We start from the raw sequence: 17081 nt of genomic DNA on the forward strand, positions 1-17081 counted from the left end.
TGACGGCCTGCTCGTCGCGCTCGGCGACCCGCCGCGCGGGGACCTGCGGGCTGAAGCCGAGCCGGTGCATCAGCCAAGTGGCACCCGGGACGCTGTAGGAGACGTGGAACTTCCTGCCGATCAGCGCGGCCACCCTCGCCGCGGTCCACACCTGGTCCTCCACCCAGCCGTGCGCGGCCCAACCCTGCTCCAGATACGCGGCCAACTTGCCCAGACAGCGCGGGGACAGACGGCAACGGGATCCACTCGGGCCGCGGGGGCCAGCGCCTGCACCCCGCCGTCCCGCCACAACTGATGCCATGGGTGAGCCGACTTCGCACTCACCCTCAGACGCCGTGCCACCTCCGGCGGCTTGATCTTCTGCCCGAACAGCTCAGCCGCCTGCATCCGCACCGACTCCCGACGCTGCCGTCCCGCAGGAGTCAGCCCGCCCCCATCCGCATATCTCACACACCACGGAACACAGACACCGCTCCAAGCGCAACAGGAACTCCGAGAAGACGCACCCCGACGAGCCGAAGTCAGTATCGCGTCGCTGAGGGCTTTGGCGGTGAGCTCCTGGAACGGCACAGGCCGTGGGCAACTCGCAGAGCGTAGAGGCGAGACGCCCAGAACGCCTGGTCGGCCATGACGGGAACGGGCACTGCGGGCACGCCGGCCCGCAGTCCGGCTGCGGTGGTACCTGCCCCGGCAGCCGACAGGCGGGTGATCCTCCGATCGCTGACGATCCTTGCACGAGACGCGTTCCCCACCACACGGCCATGATCGACGATCGAGAACTCGACACCTCACCGCCTACCGTGCACGAGCTCGTCAGCCATGCTGATCACCGCTCTCGAACGTCAGGCAGTTGGTGAGGGAGTTCTCCACGGTGTCGCGCAGGGCATGATCGGTGTAGTAGGCGGTGTGCGGAGTGATGAGCGCATTCGGCAGTTCCTGCAGCCGCAACAGCGCTTTGCTGTCTATGAGTCTGTCCCGGCAGTCGGCGTAGAAGATGCCTTCCTCGCCCTCGATGACGTCCAGCGCCGCGCCACCCAGCCTGCCGCTCTCCAATTCGTGCAGCAGGGCCTCGGTGTCGATGAGCCCACCACGTCCGGTGTTGATGATCAGCGCGCCGTCCTTCAGCTGCGCCAGGCGATGCCGATCCAGCAGGTGGTGCGTGGCCGCGGTGAGCGGCGCGTGCAGCGTGACCAGATCGCTCCGCCGCAGCAAGTCGTCGAGCGGAACGTACTCGACGGCGGCACCGGGGCGGTCCACGGGACGATCGTCATGGGCCAGGATTCGGCAGCCGAAACCCCGCAGCCGATCCAGGACCGCCGCGCCGATACGCCCCGTCCCGACCACTCCGACCGTCAGATCGCGCAGTTCCCTCCCGCGCACATCACTCAGCCGGTAATCGTGCATGTCGGTGCGCCGGACGATGGCTTTCGCATCCCGTACCGTCATCAGCATGAGCATCAGCGTGTAGTCGGCCACGCTGTCCGGTGAGTAGGAGACGTTTTCGACGAAGATGCCGATGCTGTCCGCGTATTCCATGTCGATGTGGTTGTACCCGATGCTCCGCGTGGAGATGTAGCGCACGCCGACCTCGCCGAGCGCACGCAGCGTGGCATGGGTGACGGGAGTCTTGTGGCTGACGCTGATGCACCGGCTGCCGGAGGCCAGTTCACTATTGGCCGCGGACACCGGGGCGTCGGTGATGAGCGGCTGCACACCGAGGCCGGGCGCCAGCTCGCGGAACAGAACGGCTTCGTCCGGACCACACCCGTACACGGTGATACGGGTCTTTTCGCTGTGGGTCATGTCTTCAGTCAAGGCGACGTACCGTTGCGGGAACGTATGTGGTTTTCGATATACCCACGAAACGCCCCACTCCTTCGACCAGAGCCTTGGCGAGAACGCCGGAATCGCGGGCGGAAAGAACGCGGGCGACAGCTCACGCGACCGCGCCGGCCGTGCCCGGCTCCCGGCCCGCCCCCTGCCCACCGCCGTCGAGGACGTCCGGATCGCGCTGCGGGCGCTCGCTGCTCATGCCGTGGCCCGGCCACGGCACCGATGATGTGCCGGCGGCCGCACTCTCGGGCTCCGGACCGACGGTCGCCACGGCCGGCTCGCTCAGCAACGAGCTCGGTGTGCCGCTCACCCACCATGCCACGCCCAGGATGCCGACCGGTTCCTCGTCCTGGAGACGGGCCCGCCGGCCTGGCCGCGCCCGGCATCGCCGCCGTCTTCCGGGCCGGCCCGGCCCGCCTCGGCGGGTCCAAGGCGCGCGCCGCCCACGCCGGGGCCGAGGGCGAACTGGTGCAGGGCCTTGTGCCCGCCGCCACCGCTGTTCTCGACGCCGATGGTCCCAGGACGACCGCCCGAGGGCGCTCACCGACGGTCAGGTGCCGACCTGACCGTTGCTGCCTCGGCTCCCGTTACGCCGTTACCCGTCGGCACCCGTCCGGCGCTCAACGCTTCGGCTGCCGCGGCGGCAGGACTCGCGCCCGGCTTCCCTTCGACCCGGCCCCGGCGGCGCTGGCCGCCGCCCCGCTGCCGCCGTGGCGGACGGAGCCGTGCGCCCTCGCCCGCGGGGCCGACACTTCTCAACGGCTCCTGCACCGCCGAACCCGACTCGACCCGGCGAAAAGCTCGAACCCGGCGACGGCGGCGAGGCGGGGCACCGCGCCGTCGGGGCCTACGCCGCCGCCCGCGACCGACGTGGTGGCGGCATGGGCGAGGCCGCCCGGCCCACCGCCGAGGGCGCGGGAGAGCGGGCGGTGGTCCTCGTCGGCAACGACGCGGCCGTCGACTGGTTGCGCGACCACCTCGCCGCCGGGGATGTGGTGCTGGCCAGGGCTTCTCGCGGGGCGCGCCTCGACGAAGCCGCCGCCGCGCTCGCGTGACCGCGTGTGCGGCTCAGCGTCCGCGCCGCTTCATATAGAGGTCGAAGCCCCGGTAGATCATCGGCCGCAGGGGCAGGTCCCACTCGCCGGCGTACCGTACCGCCTGGCCGCCGGTGCCGACTTTGAACCGCACGAGGCCGACGTGCGGGTCGTCGGCGTCGAGGGTCGGGGTGATGCCGCGCAGGTCGTAGACGTCGCAGCCGGCCGCGAGCGCGTCGCGGATCATCGCCCACTGGCAGGCGTTGGAGCCGCGCACCTCGCGCTGAGCGGTGGCGGAGGCGCCATAGGCGTACACCGCGTGGGCTCCGACGCGCACCAGGACAGTGGCGGCGGCCAAGTCGCCTTGGTGGTGGGCGAGGTAGAGCTTGATCCGCTCTGGGTCCTCGGCGCTCAGTGCCGCGAACATGGTCTCGAAATAGCCCAGCGGCCGGGGTGTGAAGCGGTCGCGCTCCGCGGTGTGTACGTAGAGGTCGTGAAACGCCTTCAGGTCCTCCGGGCCCCCGTCGCTGACCGTGACCTCGACGCCCTCCTTGGCCGCCTTCTTGATGTTGCGGCGCCACTGCTGGTTCATGCCTCTGAGCAGTTCGTCCTCGGTCTTGCCTGTCAGAGGGACCTCGTACTTGAACTGCGGATGCCCGACCCCGAACCCGTCCTGGGGGTTCTGCGGCAGCCAGCCCGCGTCCTTGAGCCTGCTGCTCACGCTGGCGCCCACCGGGTCGCCCCACTGTCTCGGCAGGTCGGTCAGCCGCCGGATCCCCGGGTCGGCGATGCCCTCCTTGACCTGGTCCGCGCTCCAGGTATCCGTTACCACCGGCGGGCCGAGCCGGATCGCGAACGCGCCGTGCTCCTTGAGGTACGCCGCCAGCGGATCGAGCCACGCACCGATCTCGCCGGCCCAGTCGATGACCGGGCCCTCGGGCAGATATGCCAGCGTGAAACGGTCGAGCCGCGGTACCGGGCGGTGCAGGACGAGCCCGGCACCCACCAGACGCCGACCGACGAACCAGCCGAGGGACTCGCTGCGCCACTCCGTCTTGACACGGCCCCACGACGGGGTCTGCAGAAAGCTGACTGATCGCTGGGCCCGCACGAACGCCAGATGCTCAGCGGCGGTGATCGGCCTGATGACCGGATTTCCGGACGCAGTTCGTGTCGGTTGGCTGGAGGACTTGTAGGCCATACTGCCATTCAAGGCAGTGGGGTGTTGTCCGGGCGTATGCGGTTTTCAATATGCCGACGATACATCACCGTCCGTCGGCTCACGGCGTTCACCAGTTGATCCCGGCAGCTACCGGACGGTGGTCACTGCCCGTGGCCGGCAACAGCCACGCACTCTTCGGCTCCACGCCGCGGACCAGTATGTGGTCGATCCGCGCCACCGGGAACTTCGCCGGCCAGCTGAAGCCGAAGCCGTCTCCCGCCACGTCCTGGACCGAACGCAGTTGCGAAGTAAGGCCGTTGAGCGCACGGTCGTCCAGGGTGCCGTTGAAGTCACCGAGCAACAGCCTCCGTGCGCTGTGATCGGCGGCGACGGCCTTGGCGAGCTTCGTCGCGTCGGAGTCCCGCGAGTCCGTCCAGAAGCCGCCCCTGGGCATCAGCCTCACGGAACCCAGATGCGCCACGTACACCACCAGCGGCCCCTTCTCGGTGGCCACCGTGGTGCGCAGCGCGCGAAGCGGATCCACCGGGATGCCATCGTGCCGCGGCCTCGCGGCCGGCGACCCGGCCGTGCCCCACGGGGGGTCGACCGGCCGGGTGCCGGACAGCGGCAGCTTGCTCCACAACCCGACCGTGTCCTGCACGACGTGGTGCGGATACGCCTTCGCCAGCTCCTTCTCGTACGTACCCTTGGCCTGGGCGGTCAGTTCTTCGAGCGCCAGCAGATCCGCGCCGGAGGCGGCCAGGTCGCGGGCGGTGCCGGCCGGATCGCGGTTCTCCGCGGCCACGTTGTGGCTGACCACTGTGAGATCACCGGCCTGGTGGGACTTGTCGCCGAGCAGCCCGCCGAAGTGGTTCAGCCACACGGTGACCGGCAACAGCAGCGCGACGGCCGAGGAGGCGGAGCGGCGCCACAGCGTACCGGCGAGCAGCACCGCGGCGAACAGACCGAACCACGGCAGGAAGGTCTCCACCAGGCTGCCCATGCCGGCCCAGTCCGTGAGCTGCCTGTGCAGCAGCAGAAGCAGGCCGAGCAGCAGCGCACACGCCGAGAGCACCGGGCCACGCTTCCAGGGGCCCGGCCCGGAGCGGCCCGCGGGCCGAGTTCCTTCGCCGTCAGCCGTCAGGCTGTCCGGTCCGCTCTCCGCCTTGTCCACCTGAGTCATCGTCTGTTCTCGCTCACTCTTGCTCATCGCTGTCCGCCGGGGCTCACTGAGCGTTGCCGCGTTCCCGGGTCATGGGCGTGGTTCCCGTGGATCAGGCACGGCTCGTGGGCGGCACCGTAGGGGAAGGCCATTCCGGTATTCCGGCGAACGGCAGCCGCATTCGGCGTGGAAAGCGGCGTCACTGGATGGCGGATCCGGCGCCGCTCGACGCGGGGCCTTCAGCGGATCCGGGATCGAGTGCGGGAACGGCGGAAGGGCCTATCGGGCCGCGGAAAGCCGGCCATCGAACCCGGCGCGTCCTTGTCCGTGCTGAGGCAGAGGGATGGGTCCGAGACATGCTGCCAGGAAAACCAACCGGACGTTGCCAGCTCGTATGCGTTTTCCGATACGCGGACGATATGTGCCGACCCGTAGCCTTGGACCGGCTCGGGTTCGACGGAGATCTCGGGTCTCCCGCGAGGGCCTGATGGCGGCGTCGCCAGGCTCTTCGGTGCCGGACGTGGTCCCCTCTCCCGGACGGGTGGTGCTCCCGGACGCCGAGCCAGGCCGCCGAAGCGGAGATCAGCGTGCTGTCAACAGCCGGTTTGCGCTTCCGCCCGTCCTCGTGCACCGCCCGGCGCTGCGCGTCATCGGTGGCCGCCATCGGTGCGAGCGGCTGAACTGCGCGGGCAGGATGGCAGCGCGGTTCGTGTGCGCGTCGCGGACTGTCCCGGGGAGCTGCCGCGGCCGCGGGGCGCCGTCGCGGGCTTCGGCGTCGTCCGCGAGGACGCCGCTGTGACGTCGACGAGGCCGGCGCGCCCACCGTGGGACGGTCGCGGACCACCCTTCACGGAAATGATGCGAAATGGAGACGGCATCCCGCCAGAAGCCGTATCCAGGCGAGCATTCCCGACGGTTGGACGCCGGTTGTCGGAACGCCTCCCCTGTGTGATCCTGAGCCGGTGAATCCCAACACTCATTGAATTATTGATCCGAAACGCTTTGGGTTCAGGCTCGTTGACCGTACGTGAGTGATCCGGTGGGGGACGCACGGACCTGGTCGCCGGACGCGCAGGAGGCTGTGCGGTTGCTGGCGGTGTCCGCGTTGGCGGAGGGCCGCGACCGGGTAGAGGTCGCCGCCCTGTTCAAGGTGTCGGTCAGGGCCGTGGACAACTGGTGGACGAGGTGGCAGGCCGGCGGCCGGGACGCGCTGTTGTCCCGTCCTCGGGGCCGCCGCGTCGGGAACACCTGGTCCTGTCCGAGGCCGAGCAGGCCGCTGTGCGGCAGGCCGTTCTCGATCACATGCCCTGTGACCTGGGGCTTTCCGGCCAGCTGTGGACGCGGCGACTGATAGGCGAACTGATCTCCAAGCTGTACCGGGTCCGGTTCACCGAGCCCGGGGTTGGCAAATACCTCAAGCGGTGGAGGCTGACGTTCCGGCGCCCGGACAAGCGGGCCGTCGAGCAGGACGCGGAAGTGGTCCACCTCTGGCGCGAGGAGACCTGGCCAGCGATCCGGGCCCGGGCGAAGGCGGACAACGGTGAAGTCCTTTTCGCCGACCAGGTCGGCATCCGCTCGGACCAGGTCACCGGCCGCACCTGGGGTGAGCAGGGGAAGACTCCGGTTGTCCGCCGCACCGGGAACCGGTTCTCCGTGAACGCGATGTCCGCGATCAGCACCAAGGGGCGGATGCACTTCATGGTCTTCACCGAGTCCTTCGACGCGAACGTCATGTGCCGCTTCCTGGACCGGCTCGTCGGGCACTTCGACCGCAAGGCCCACCTGGTCGTCGACCGGCACTCGGCCCACCGTTTAAAGGTCGTCCGGGCCTGGCTCGCCGACCACGCCTACGAGATCGAGCTGCACTTCCTGCCCTCGTACTCACCCGAGCTGAATCCCGACGAGCTGGTCAACGCCGACCTCAAGCGCAGCCTGCCCCACACCCACCGTGCCAGGAACCAGAACGAACTCGCCGCCGAAACCCGCCGGTTCTTCCACCGTCGACAGCGGCAGCCCCACGCCGTCACCGGCTACTTCAAAGCCCCGCACGTCCGCTACATCCTCGACGAGTGAACCCCACGAGTTTCTGATCGATAAAACCTGGACTCGCGGCGGGAAACCATGAGTCCATGGGATCCGCGCGGGCCGGATCGGCTTGTCGGGGAAGCGGAGGAGGCCGTCCATGTCCAGGCGTCGCATACGGATTCCGAGTGGCCGGCTGTGCGCGGGCGTCGTGGTCGGGGTTGCTGTGGGGCTGCTGACGCTGTGGCTGCTCATGCTCCTCGGGCGCGCCCTCTACACCAGGAGCGGCGCGTGGGGGTTCCTCCTGGTCGCGGGGGCCGGCATCGTCGTGGGCTGTGCCGTCGCGTTCGCGCGCAGGGGCGCCGAGATCGGGGCCTCGTGGGGACTGCTGGCCGCGATCGCGGCCATGTTCTTCTGCGCGATGCACATGGAGTACCTCGCTTCCAACGCCCTGCACGACCGGGGCCGGGAGGTCTACGGCCTCATACAGAAGGAGACCGGCCACACCATGCCCAACTCGAGCGACGGCAGCCCCGGTGTGTACACCTACGCCGTCTCCTCCCCGGGAAACCCTCGACAGCGTGATCTGTCCGTCACGGCAAGAGAGTTGGAGGTCGGCAAGGAGTACCTGATGACCATCGACCCGCAGAGCAAAGTGCGCCCTGCCCTCGGCCCGAGGCCCGGCACGGACGTCGCTGACCTCGTCTGGCAGATCATCTGCGCGGTCTTCATCATGTTCTTCTGGCTCGCCGCCGCCGTCGTGGGCTTCGAGCCGGACGAATTCGTCTGGTGACGCGCATGGGCACGGGCGGCGAACCGTGGACGCTCGCCCCGGTCGGTCACCCGGTCGTCCCGGCGCTGTCGAGCTGCACTTCCTACCTTCGTACTCGCCCGAACTCAACCCTGACGAGCTGGTCAACGCGGACCTCAAGCACAGCCTGCCCAGGCAGCACCGAGGCCGCGATCAGGTCGAACTCGCCGCCGAGACCTGTCGATTCTTCCGCCGGCGCCGGCGCCGGCCCCACATCGTCCGCAACTACTTCGGCGGGCCGCACGTCCGCTACGTCCTGGACGAGAACCCCATGAGTTTCTGATCAATAACCAGTGGTCCCGATGACGCGCGATTTCACGCGCGCCGCCGCCTGAGTGGTGGCCGACGGGAGCTGTAGTACGCCAGATTCGGGTGTTCTTCGACAGCGAAGCGGCGACGGCTGGGAGCTTTCGCCCAGATCCACGACCAACGGGGGAGGCACTACGGGTGCCGGCGTCGGCCGGAACGGTTTGGACCAGCGGTTCAGGTGACCTGGCGCCCTGCCGTGAAGATGTGTCGGTCCTCGCGGAGGCTGCCCAACTCGGCCAGCGGGTTGACACCGACGACGATGAGGTCGGCACGCATGCCGGAGCGAGGGTGCCTGTGTCGGACAGCCCGAGGGCATGGGCGGCATCGACGGTGGCCATGTCGAGGACCTCGACATGGGTGAAACCCAGCGAGACGAAGAACTCAAACTTGCCGACGTAGTCGTCGAACGGCGCTCCTGGCACACCCGCGTCGGTGCCGGAAGCGGAAATCGGATACCCAGCACCCAGCGGCAGGGCAGTTCGCGGGCGCGGCCGGGACGGCGGACGAAGGCAACGGGGAGCAGGAGCACGGCGAGAACCACCCCAAGCACGGCGAACAGCCGGTCACGGGGCTGAGGTGGGATAACGTGCAGCTCGTTCATACCTCCAGTCCCGGGGGTGCGGTGTTATCGCCCCGTATCCGGTTTTCGATACGCTGGCGATATGGCACCGGCTCGTAGCATGGGGTCATGCGCGTGTTAGTTGTTGAGGACGAGCCCTACATGGCAGAGGCCATCCGCGATGGGCTGCGCCTGGAAGCGATCGCGGCCGACGTCGCCGGTGACGGTGATACCGCTCTGGAGTTGCTGAGCACCAACGCTTACGCCATCGCCGTCCTCGACCGGGACATCCCCGGACCGACCGGTGACGAGATCGCCAAGCACATCGTCGCCTCCGGCAGCGGCATGCCGATCCTCATGCTGACCGCTGCGGACCGGCTCGACGACAAGGCCACCGGGTTCGAGCTAGGCGCCGACGACTATCTCACCAAGCCCTTCGAGCTGCGAGAACTCGTGCTCAGGCTCCGAGCACTCGACCGCAGGCGCGCCCACAACAGGCCACCTGTGCGCGAGCTCGCAGGCCTGTGTGTGGACCCCTTCCGCCGCGAGGTCTACCGCGAGGGCCGCTACATCGCGCTCACCAGGAAGCAGTTCGCTGTGCTGGAAGTGCTCGTCGCTGCCGAAGGCGGTGTCGTCAGTGCAGAGGAGTTGCTGGAGCGAGCGTGGGACGAGAACGCGGACCCGTTCACCAACGCCGTGCGCATCACGGTCTCGGCCCTGCGAAAACGCCTCGGAGAGCCATGGCTGATTGCCACCGTGCCCGGAGTCGGTTACCGCATCGACACAGGAGCGGACGCCGATGGCCGGACAGTGCGTGCATAGGCCTCAGGGGCTGAGCGTCCGCCTCAAGCTCACCCTCAGCTACGCCGGCTTCCTCGTGGTCGCGGGCGTCTTGCTGCTTGCCGCCGTGTGGGTGTTCCTTCTGCGGGGCAGGTCGAACAGCCTTGCCGTCCCCGATCGGTCCGACTTCCTGCGGGTCTTCGACCCGAGCAATTTCGGCCCGGTCGTCTTCGTTCCGGCGGGGATCATGGTGCTGGCGTTCTTGCTGGTGTTCGGTCTCTTGGGCGGGTGGATTCTGGCCGGCCGGATGCTCACCCCGCTGATTCGCATCACCGACGCCACCCGCAGGGTGGCCAACGGGCCGCATTTCTACCGGATACGCCTGCCGGGCCGTCGCGATGAGTTCCGCGAACTCGCCGACTCCTTCGACATGATGCTCGCGCAGCTCGAATCTCACGTCGCCGAGCAGCAGCGATTCGCGGCCAATGCTTCTCATGAACTGCGTACTCCGCTGGCGGTCACGCAGGCGCTTCTCGACGTGGCCCGCAACGATCCGGACTGCGACATGTGCGAGCTTGTCGAGCGCCTGCGCGTGGTCAACACCCGGGCCATCGACCTCACTGAGGCACTGCTCGTGCTCAGCCGTGCCAACCAGCGCTCCTTCACCAGAGAGCACGTCGACTTGTCCCTCATGGCGGAGGAAGCCACGGAAACGCTCCTGCCCTTGGCGGAAAAGCATGGCATCACCATCGAAACCTCCGGCGAGATGAGTATCACCATCGGCTCACAGGCGCTCCTGCTGCAGATGACCACGAACCTTCTGCACAACGCGATCGGCCACAACCTGCCTGAGCATGGCATCGTATGGGTGGATACCAGCGTTCGCCCCCGCACAGTCGTGCTCACTGTCGAGAACACCGGCGAGAAGCTGACCGCGCAGCTGGTCTCGGCACTCACCGAGCCGTTCCAGCGCGGCACTGAACGCCTGCGCACCGGCCACGCAGGTTTTGGCCTCGGCCTGGCAATCGTCAAAAGCATCACCCAGGCGCACTACGGCACCCTCACCCTTTCCCCCCGTCTCGGCGGCGGGCTGCGCGTCACGGTGGAACTGCCCGCCGCGTCGGCGCACACGCGAAAAGATGGCGGTCAGGCCTGACGAACGTCCGGCGACCCGGATGCCTCCCGTTTGGCCGTAGCGGAGGCGCGTAACCGGCCAGGCGTGTTCACCGATCCGGAATCAGATGGTGGAGGCAACGACGCCGCGTTCGTGGTGGGCGAGGCAGAGCCGGATCCGGTCCTTGTCCTTGGCCGGCTGCGTCTCGAACACGGCCGGGAAGCAGCTGAGCGGCCGCGGGGTGAAGTGATCACGTTTCGCATTGCCCTGGGTCACGACGACGCCCGCTTTGCAGGCCTTCTTGATGGCGCGGCGCCAAAATTGGGTAATCCCGTTCAGAAGTGATCTCCGTCCTCACCGGCCAACGGGACCTGGAAAAGGTAGCGCGGCTTCCCTCCGGCGGACGCCAGCCCAGATCCCGCAGCTGGACGAGTGCCCGGGCGGCGCCGTCGTTGACCGTGTCCGGCAGCACATCGCCGAGTCCGGTGGTCTCCGGGGCGGCGATCTCGGCCTTGATCGTCTCAGCTCTGTCAGGTACAGGCCGCCACCCTCGTCCATGCGTGTGGCGCAGGCGCCAGAGTGCTTGGGGTGGTCCACCAGCGGGCCGAGCCGGCCGGCCAGATCATCCGAGCCGGCCGATCACTGACCCTTCGGGCGGGTACGCCAGCGACGTCTTGGACCGGGCAGCCGACGGTAGGGCACCAGGTCCGCGAGCAGTCCAGCGACTGTGGCCCCCGCTCACTCTTCATTGACGACCAGGCCGGGGTCCGTAGGAAACTCACCGCTGGCTGGGCCGCGTTACAGCAGACGCGGCGTGATCGTTCGCCGTGATGCCCCGCACCCGAACAGCCGCAGCCGCTCCTACCCGTCGTGCCTTCATCCGTCTACCAGTACATCGGGGGGTCCGGACACGAGAGCGGCGGCGATCTCGTCGAGGCGCGCCCCGCGGGATGCCTTGACGAGCACCACGTCGCCGGTCGTGAGCCGACCGCGCAGCCACTCGACGGCCGCGGCGTTGTCGGCCAGCGCCACCGCCTGCTCTCCGGCGCCGTCGGCGAGCGGGCGGGTGCCGACCGCGACCACCACGTCTGCCCGATGGGCGGCGTACTCTCCGATGGCGCGGTGTGCGGCCTCGCTGCCGTCGCCGAGTTCGAGCATCTCGCCGAGGACGGCGATGCGGCGCCTGCCCTCGATCGCCGCCAGTGCGTCCAGGGCGGCGCGGGTCGAGTCGGGGTCGGCGTTGAAGGAGTCGTCGAGCAGCGTTGCGCCGCCGGCGAGGTCACGCAACTCCAGGCGCCACTTCGACAGCGAGGCAGTGGGCAGTGCCGCTGCGGCTGCTTCGAGGGAGACGCCGACCACCAGACCCGCCGCCGTGGCAGCTGCCGCGTTGAGCGCCTGGTGCGTGCCCACGAGCGGCAGGGTGACCGGAGCCCGGGCGGTGGCGGTCCGCAGGGTGAAGGACGGCCGGGCGAGCCGGTCCAGCACCACGTCGAGTACGCGCACGTCGGCGTGGTCCGCATGACCGAAGGTCAGCACCGGACGGTCGGTGAGCGAGCGCATCGCAACCACCCGGGGATCGTCGGCGCACAAGACCGCGGTACCGCCGGGCGCCAGACCCTGCACCAGCTCACCCTTGGCCTGGGCGATCGCCTCACGCGACCCGAGATGGCTGAGGTGGGCCTGGCCGACGTTGAGGACCACACCGACGTCGGGCGCGACCAGCCCGGTGAGTTTCGCGATGTCGCCGATGCGGCGCACTCCCATCTCGAGGACGAGGAAGCGGGTGTCCGCGCTGGTACGCAGCATGGTGAGCGGCACGCCGAGTTCGTTGTTGAGCGAGCCGGTCGTGGCGATCGTCGGCGCGGTGCTCGACAGCACGGCCGACAGTAGGTCCTTGGTGCTGGTCTTGCCGCGGGAGCCGGTCACCCCGACCACGGTCAGCCCGTCGCGCAGCCGTGCCACGACGTGGGCGGCGAGCGCCTGCAACGCGGCTTCGGCGTCCTCGACGACGACGGTCGGCAGTGTCGTGGGCCGGGAGCCGAGCGCGGCCACCGCGCCGGCCCGGCTCGCTTGGGCGGCGTAGTCGTGGCCGTCGGCGTGTTTGCCGGCCAAGGCGATGAAGAGGCCGCCCGGCTCGGTCTGCCGGCCGTCGAGCACGGCCGGCGCGGTCACCGTCACGGCGTCGTCGCCCTGGACCCTTCCGCCTACCACTGTGGCGATCTCGCCGAGGCTGAGCGGGATCATGTCCAGACCGCGCAAGGATCGGCGAAGCACACCGGGACCCGGTCGCCGGCCGGGACGGCGAGCGGAGACGGGTCGGCGCGGTGGAGGAGGATAGGGGCTGGTTCGCTGGTACTCATACCCTCCAGCCAAGAGGGCGTGACGTTGCCGGGGCGTATGCGGTTTTCGATACGCGGACGATATGTTGTCGGCCGGCCCCCGCGAGAGCAGGCACGTGGCTGCCTGGCCTGCCCCGGCCCTGCTTCGGGACCGCGCTGGGCGGTGGGGGCGACACGGCGGCGTGCTGCGCCTTCACCCGGCCGCCGCCCGCGGGGGTGGGGACCTGTCCTCGCAGACCGGAACGAGCGTCGTCGCGCGCTCGCAGCGGCCGGCATATCGTCGGCGTATCAAAAAACGCATACGCTCCGGCAACGCCACGCTCTCTTGTCTGGAAGACATGAGTTCCAGTGGACCAACACGAGCTGTGGTGCGCCGCACCCGAGCGCTGTCGTCGTCCTCCCGGGCCGTCTCGACCACGGGAATCACGGTCTATGGATGCGAGCAGGACGAGGCCCTTCTCTTCCGGGACATGGCGCCTCGTTCGGTGTCTCCGTCGGAAACGTGGCGTATTCCCCGGCAGCGTCGCCGACTACACGCTGATGCTGATGGCCGTGCGCCACGCCGAGGCCACCATCCGCCGCACCGATGCCCGTGACTACCGGCTGAGTGAGATACGTGGCAAAGAGCTGCGGGACCTGACAACCGTTCGCTGTTGCGACTACAGGCACTTCCGTTCACCAGCCCGCACACGGCCTGTTACACCGACCACGCGCTGAGCGACACCATCAGAAAAGGCCTCATCAACTGCCTCGACTTCGAAAGCGGGAAAACATGGACAAGCTGAAGATCGGCATCATCTTCGGGGGTTCTTCCGAGGAACACCCCGTCTCCGTTAAGTCCGCCCAGGAGGTCGCGAAGAACCTCGATGCCGGCAGGTACGAGCCGTACTGGATCGGCATCACGCAGTCCGGTGTTTGGAAGCTCTGTGACTCTCCTGGCCCAGACTGGGAGAACAGCGGCACCCGTCCGGTCGTGCTGTCGCCCGACCGAAGCGTCCACGGACTGCTCGTCCTGGGACAGGGACGATTCGAAGCGGTCCGTCTGGACCTCGTGCTGCCCGTTCTGCACGGCACGCTCGGCGAAGACGGTGCGATTCAGGGGCTGTTGGAGCTCTCCGGCATCCCCTATGCCGGCTGCGACATCCAGAGCTCCGCCCTGTGCATGGACAAATCCCTGACCTACACCATCGCCAAGAGCGCGGGAATCGCCACGCCGAATTTCTGGGTGGTCGCGACGGACGAGAAGGTCGACGCTGGTCGGCTTCCTTATCCCGTTTTCGTGAAGCCAGCCCGTTCGGGCTCGTCCTTCGGCGTCAGCAAGGTCGTCGGAGAGGAAGACCTGCCGGGTGCACTGGAGGCCGCACGACAGTACGACTCGAAGGTCCTGATCGAAGAGGCCGTGTCCGCCAGCGAGATCGGCTGCGCGATCCTGGGGGAGTCGTCCGCCCCGTTCGCGGGCGAGGTGGACCGGGTGGCCCTCTCGCACGGGTTCTTCAGGATCCACCAGGAGGACTCGCCCGAGACCGGTTCGGAGAACTCGACGTTCATCGTGCCCGCCGACATCTCCGAGGAGTCGCGCCGGCTCGTCCAGGAGAGCGCCAAGGCCGTCTACCGCGCACTGGGCTGCCAGGGGCTCGCCCGCGTGGACATGTTCCTCAAGGACGACGGCCAGGTGGTGCTCAACGAAGTCAACACCCTTCCCGGCATGACCTCCTACAGCCGCTACCCCCGCATGATGGCCGCCGCGGGTCTGCCGCTTTCCGACGTGATCGACCGCCTCGTGTCAATGACACTGCAGCAAGAAAAGCGATGAACGACGACTTCGTGTACCTGGACGAACTGGTGCCCGGAATCCGGTGGGATGCCAAGTACGCCACCTCGGACAACTTCACCGGAAAGCCCGTGGATGGATATCTGACGAATCGGATAGTCGGCACAAAGGCTCTGTGCACGGCCCTGGGGCACGCGCAGGAAGAGGCCGCGTCCCTCGGCTTCGGCCTGCTCATCTGGGACGCATACCGTCCGCAACGCGCCGTCGACTGCTTCCGCCGTTGGTCGGAACAGCCGGAGGACGGCCGGACAAAGCGGCGCTACTACCCCAATATCGATAGGGTCGAGCTCTTCGACAAGGGATACGTGGCCGCCAAGTCGGGCCACAGTCGCGGCAGTACCGTCGACCTGACGCTCTACAGCCTCGCGACCGGTGAAAACGTCCGCATGGGCGGCGGCTACGACCTCATGGACCCGGCCTCACATCATGGAGCAGGAGGAATAAAGCCCGCCGAAGTGAAGAACCGCGAGCACCTCTCCTCCATCATGGATAAATGCGGATTTACCCGCTACGCCTGCGAATGGTGGCACTACACGCTGAAAAGCGAGCCCTATCCAGATGTCTATTTCGACTTTCCCGTCACATGATGGAAGACTCCCGTACGTCTCACAATGGGGAAGCCTGGACCGGAACGACGAGGTCGTCATACGGCGTGCCGCCCCATCGAGGCTGGACGTCTTCCTGGGGCGCACCGATCCGTCGCAACTGCACGACTGGGCCTCCGATGGATACCAATCGCGCGAGGAGTACCTCTTCTGGTCCCGCAAAATCTGCGGCTTGGCATGCCTGCAGTCCCTGCTCCACGGCTGGACGGACGTCCGGCTGCCGATGCGTGAACTCCTTTCGCTGGCCCTCGACCGGGGCTGCTACGTGATGGAACCCCAAGGCGGGGTTCAGGGACTGATCTACCGGCCGTTCATGGCCTGGGTCGGCTCGCGATTCGGTTTCAGATGCCAACTGGTCGAGAACACGCCGATCCAGGAATCCGCCCGATCGGTGCGCCCTGGGCAGGCCCTGATCGCTTCGGTGTCTCCAGAGATTCGCGACCCCGGCACCCAGGAACCGCGACGGGGAGGGCATCTCGTGCTGATTCATGAGGTCCAGGGCGGGACGGTAAGGTTCCATAATCCGTCGGGCTACTCCCACAACGCGGACTCCGCATCGCTGCCCGTGCACGTCTTCGAGCGCTTCCACGCAGGACGGGGAATCCTGGTCAGCGCGACACCGTGAGTCCGGGCGCACCGGCACCGCGCGCCACGGAGAGCGCGTGATCGAGGGTTTGCCGAGTCGGCACCAGCCCCCGTCCGGGCGGGCAGGGGAGGAGCGCCGTCGTCCACGTGCGATCTCTCGGTTTTGGGGCAGTGAGGTGAGTGCTGGCTCTCGCTTCCATGCCGTGGCCGATTCTCATGTCGATGTCGTCTGAGATGGCTCTACGGCCCGCTGGGTGTAGGAGAGCCACGGGGGCGCTTCAGACACGACGTGAGAAATTTGGATGCGGGCATCTGAGAATTGCCTGTTCATTCCATAGAGAATCACAATACGAAGACGGCTGTGACCTGCTGTTTCATCCTGAAGGTGTAGTGAGATGTGCCCCCGCGGCTCCATGCCGACCGCATGTGCCGCTCGCTTGCAGGTCCTATTTACAGGCTGTCCGAGGGCCGATGAGGAGTACGCCGGCGACGGCGCTCGCGTGTGCTGCATCCTGCGATCGGCGACGAGTCACTCCCGCTCGTGCGGGCTCCACACCAATCAAGTTCAGCCGAGGGCCTGTGTGCCCGGGTCGCTCCCGCTCGTGCGGGCTCTCCTCACAGACGATCATCTCCGGCACGATCACCGGCGAGTCACTCCCGCTCGTGCGGGCTCTACGGGGTGACGGTCAGCCGGTAGGGGCCCGCGTACGAGTCACTCCCGCTCGTGCGGGCTCTACAGGCACGGCCGGTAGGAGGACAGCGGGCGGGACGAGTCACTCCCGCTCGTGCGGGCTCTACCCTTTTTGGCCTGGGCCTTCTGAGGCGGTTTGCCAGTCGTTTGGGTTGCGTCCTGGGAAGTGGTGTACGGGTTCCCACCTGATCCGGGTGTTTGGCCTGGCGTCGGAGTGAGGGCCCGGATATGAGAACGGCCACCG

Annotated in this window: 16 protein-coding genes and 3 pseudogenes; 12 read left to right on the forward strand and 7 right to left on the reverse strand. The window is 68.0% G+C overall.

Annotation, left to right across the window (positions count from 1 at the left end; all coding sequences use genetic code 11):
* The 4 genes and pseudogenes from ACFC02_RS36730 to ACFC02_RS36745 form a co-directional block, all read right to left on the reverse strand.
* Positions 1–387, reverse strand: a pseudogene (locus ACFC02_RS36730) (winged helix-turn-helix domain-containing protein); the annotation flags it as partial.
* Positions 388–525: 138 nt separating this feature from the next.
* Positions 526–692: pseudogene (locus ACFC02_RS36735) on the reverse strand (glycosyltransferase); the annotation flags it as partial.
* A gap of 121 nt (positions 693–813) precedes the next feature.
* Positions 814–1803 carry a D-isomer specific 2-hydroxyacid dehydrogenase family protein gene (locus ACFC02_RS36740; RefSeq protein WP_376366606.1) on the reverse strand — a complete coding sequence of 330 codons (990 nt, stop codon included), beginning with the start codon at positions 1801–1803 and terminating at the stop codon, positions 814–816.
* A gap of 133 nt (positions 1804–1936) precedes the next feature.
* A complete protein-coding gene (locus ACFC02_RS36745; protein WP_376366608.1) occupies positions 1937–2143 on the reverse strand; it encodes a hypothetical protein in 207 nt (68 codons plus the stop codon).
* 571 nt (positions 2144–2714) lie between these two features.
* Between ACFC02_RS36745 and ACFC02_RS36750 the strand changes: the two genes are divergently transcribed.
* Positions 2715–2888 (forward strand): hypothetical protein, encoded by a 174-nt coding sequence (locus ACFC02_RS36750; protein ID WP_376366610.1) that lies wholly within the window; start codon positions 2715–2717, stop codon positions 2886–2888.
* Between the two features lie 13 nt (positions 2889–2901).
* On the opposite strand, the gene ACFC02_RS36755 is transcribed toward ACFC02_RS36750, so the two are convergent.
* Together ACFC02_RS36755 and ACFC02_RS36760 are read right to left on the reverse strand one after the other, a co-directional pair.
* Complete coding sequence (locus tag ACFC02_RS36755; RefSeq protein ID WP_376366612.1) at positions 2902–4068, reverse strand: lipid II:glycine glycyltransferase FemX; 1167 nt, start codon at positions 4066–4068, stop codon at positions 2902–2904.
* Between the two features lie 88 nt (positions 4069–4156).
* Entirely contained in the window at positions 4157–5212 is a 1056-nt protein-coding gene (locus ACFC02_RS36760; RefSeq protein ID WP_376366614.1) for an endonuclease/exonuclease/phosphatase family protein, read from the reverse strand.
* A 1075-nt stretch (positions 5213–6287) separates the two neighbouring features.
* Between ACFC02_RS36760 and ACFC02_RS36765 the strand changes: the two genes are divergently transcribed.
* From ACFC02_RS36765 to ACFC02_RS36795, 7 genes are all read left to right on the forward strand, one after another.
* On the forward strand, positions 6288–6542 hold the full coding sequence (locus ACFC02_RS36765) for a helix-turn-helix domain-containing protein (RefSeq protein ID WP_376366636.1): 255 nt from the start codon (positions 6288–6290) through the stop codon (positions 6540–6542).
* Positions 6470–7264: an IS630 family transposase gene (locus tag ACFC02_RS36770; RefSeq protein WP_376366616.1), complete on the forward strand. Its 795-nt coding sequence runs from the start codon at positions 6470–6472 to the stop codon at positions 7262–7264. Before ACFC02_RS36765 ends, ACFC02_RS36770 begins: the two co-directional genes overlap by 73 nt.
* Positions 7265–7373: 109 nt before the next feature.
* Complete coding sequence (locus ACFC02_RS36775; protein ID WP_376366618.1) at positions 7374–8006, forward strand: hypothetical protein; 633 nt, start codon at positions 7374–7376, stop codon at positions 8004–8006.
* 25 nt (positions 8007–8031) lie between these two features.
* The gene (locus ACFC02_RS36780; RefSeq protein ID WP_376366620.1) at positions 8032–8307 is read left to right on the forward strand and encodes a transposase; all 276 of its coding nucleotides are present in this window, start codon (positions 8032–8034) and stop codon (positions 8305–8307) included.
* A gap of 714 nt (positions 8308–9021) precedes the next feature.
* Positions 9022–9714, forward strand: coding sequence for a response regulator transcription factor (locus tag ACFC02_RS36785; protein WP_376366622.1), 693 nt, complete (start codon positions 9022–9024; stop codon positions 9712–9714).
* On the forward strand, positions 9692–10828 hold the full coding sequence (locus tag ACFC02_RS36790) for a sensor histidine kinase (RefSeq protein WP_376366624.1): 1137 nt from the start codon (positions 9692–9694) through the stop codon (positions 10826–10828). Before ACFC02_RS36785 ends, ACFC02_RS36790 begins: the two co-directional genes overlap by 23 nt.
* A 63-nt stretch (positions 10829–10891) precedes the next feature.
* Positions 10892–11131 carry a hypothetical protein gene (locus ACFC02_RS36795; protein WP_376366626.1) on the forward strand — a complete coding sequence of 80 codons (240 nt, stop codon included), beginning with the start codon at positions 10892–10894 and terminating at the stop codon, positions 11129–11131.
* A gap of 531 nt (positions 11132–11662) precedes the next feature.
* Here ACFC02_RS36795 and murF read toward each other — a convergent pair.
* Positions 11663–13030 carry a UDP-N-acetylmuramoyl-tripeptide--D-alanyl-D-alanine ligase gene (gene murF, locus ACFC02_RS36800; RefSeq protein WP_376366628.1) on the reverse strand — a complete coding sequence of 456 codons (1368 nt, stop codon included), beginning with the start codon at positions 13028–13030 and terminating at the stop codon, positions 11663–11665.
* 576 nt (positions 13031–13606) lie between these two features.
* Here murF and ACFC02_RS36805 point away from each other — a divergent pair.
* The 4 genes and pseudogenes from ACFC02_RS36805 to ACFC02_RS36820 all read left to right on the forward strand — a co-directional run.
* A pseudogene (locus tag ACFC02_RS36805) lies at positions 13607–13767 on the forward strand (D-lactate dehydrogenase VanH-Sc); the annotation flags it as partial.
* Positions 13768–13897: 130 nt separating this feature from the next.
* Entirely contained in the window at positions 13898–14938 is a 1041-nt protein-coding gene (vanA, locus tag ACFC02_RS36810) for a D-alanine--(R)-lactate ligase (RefSeq protein ID WP_376366630.1), read from the forward strand.
* Positions 14935–15543: a D-Ala-D-Ala dipeptidase VanX gene (gene vanX, locus ACFC02_RS36815; protein WP_376366632.1), complete on the forward strand. Its 609-nt coding sequence runs from the start codon at positions 14935–14937 to the stop codon at positions 15541–15543. Before vanA ends, vanX begins: the two co-directional genes overlap by 4 nt.
* Positions 15515–16186 carry a hypothetical protein gene (locus ACFC02_RS36820; RefSeq protein ID WP_376366634.1) on the forward strand — a complete coding sequence of 224 codons (672 nt, stop codon included), beginning with the start codon at positions 15515–15517 and terminating at the stop codon, positions 16184–16186. Before vanX ends, ACFC02_RS36820 begins: the two co-directional genes overlap by 29 nt.
* Positions 16187–17081 lie beyond the last annotated feature (895 nt).

This window comes from Streptomyces sp. NPDC056160 (assembly GCF_042268205.1).
Taxonomy (GTDB): Bacteria; Actinomycetota; Actinomycetes; order Streptomycetales; family Streptomycetaceae; genus Streptomyces.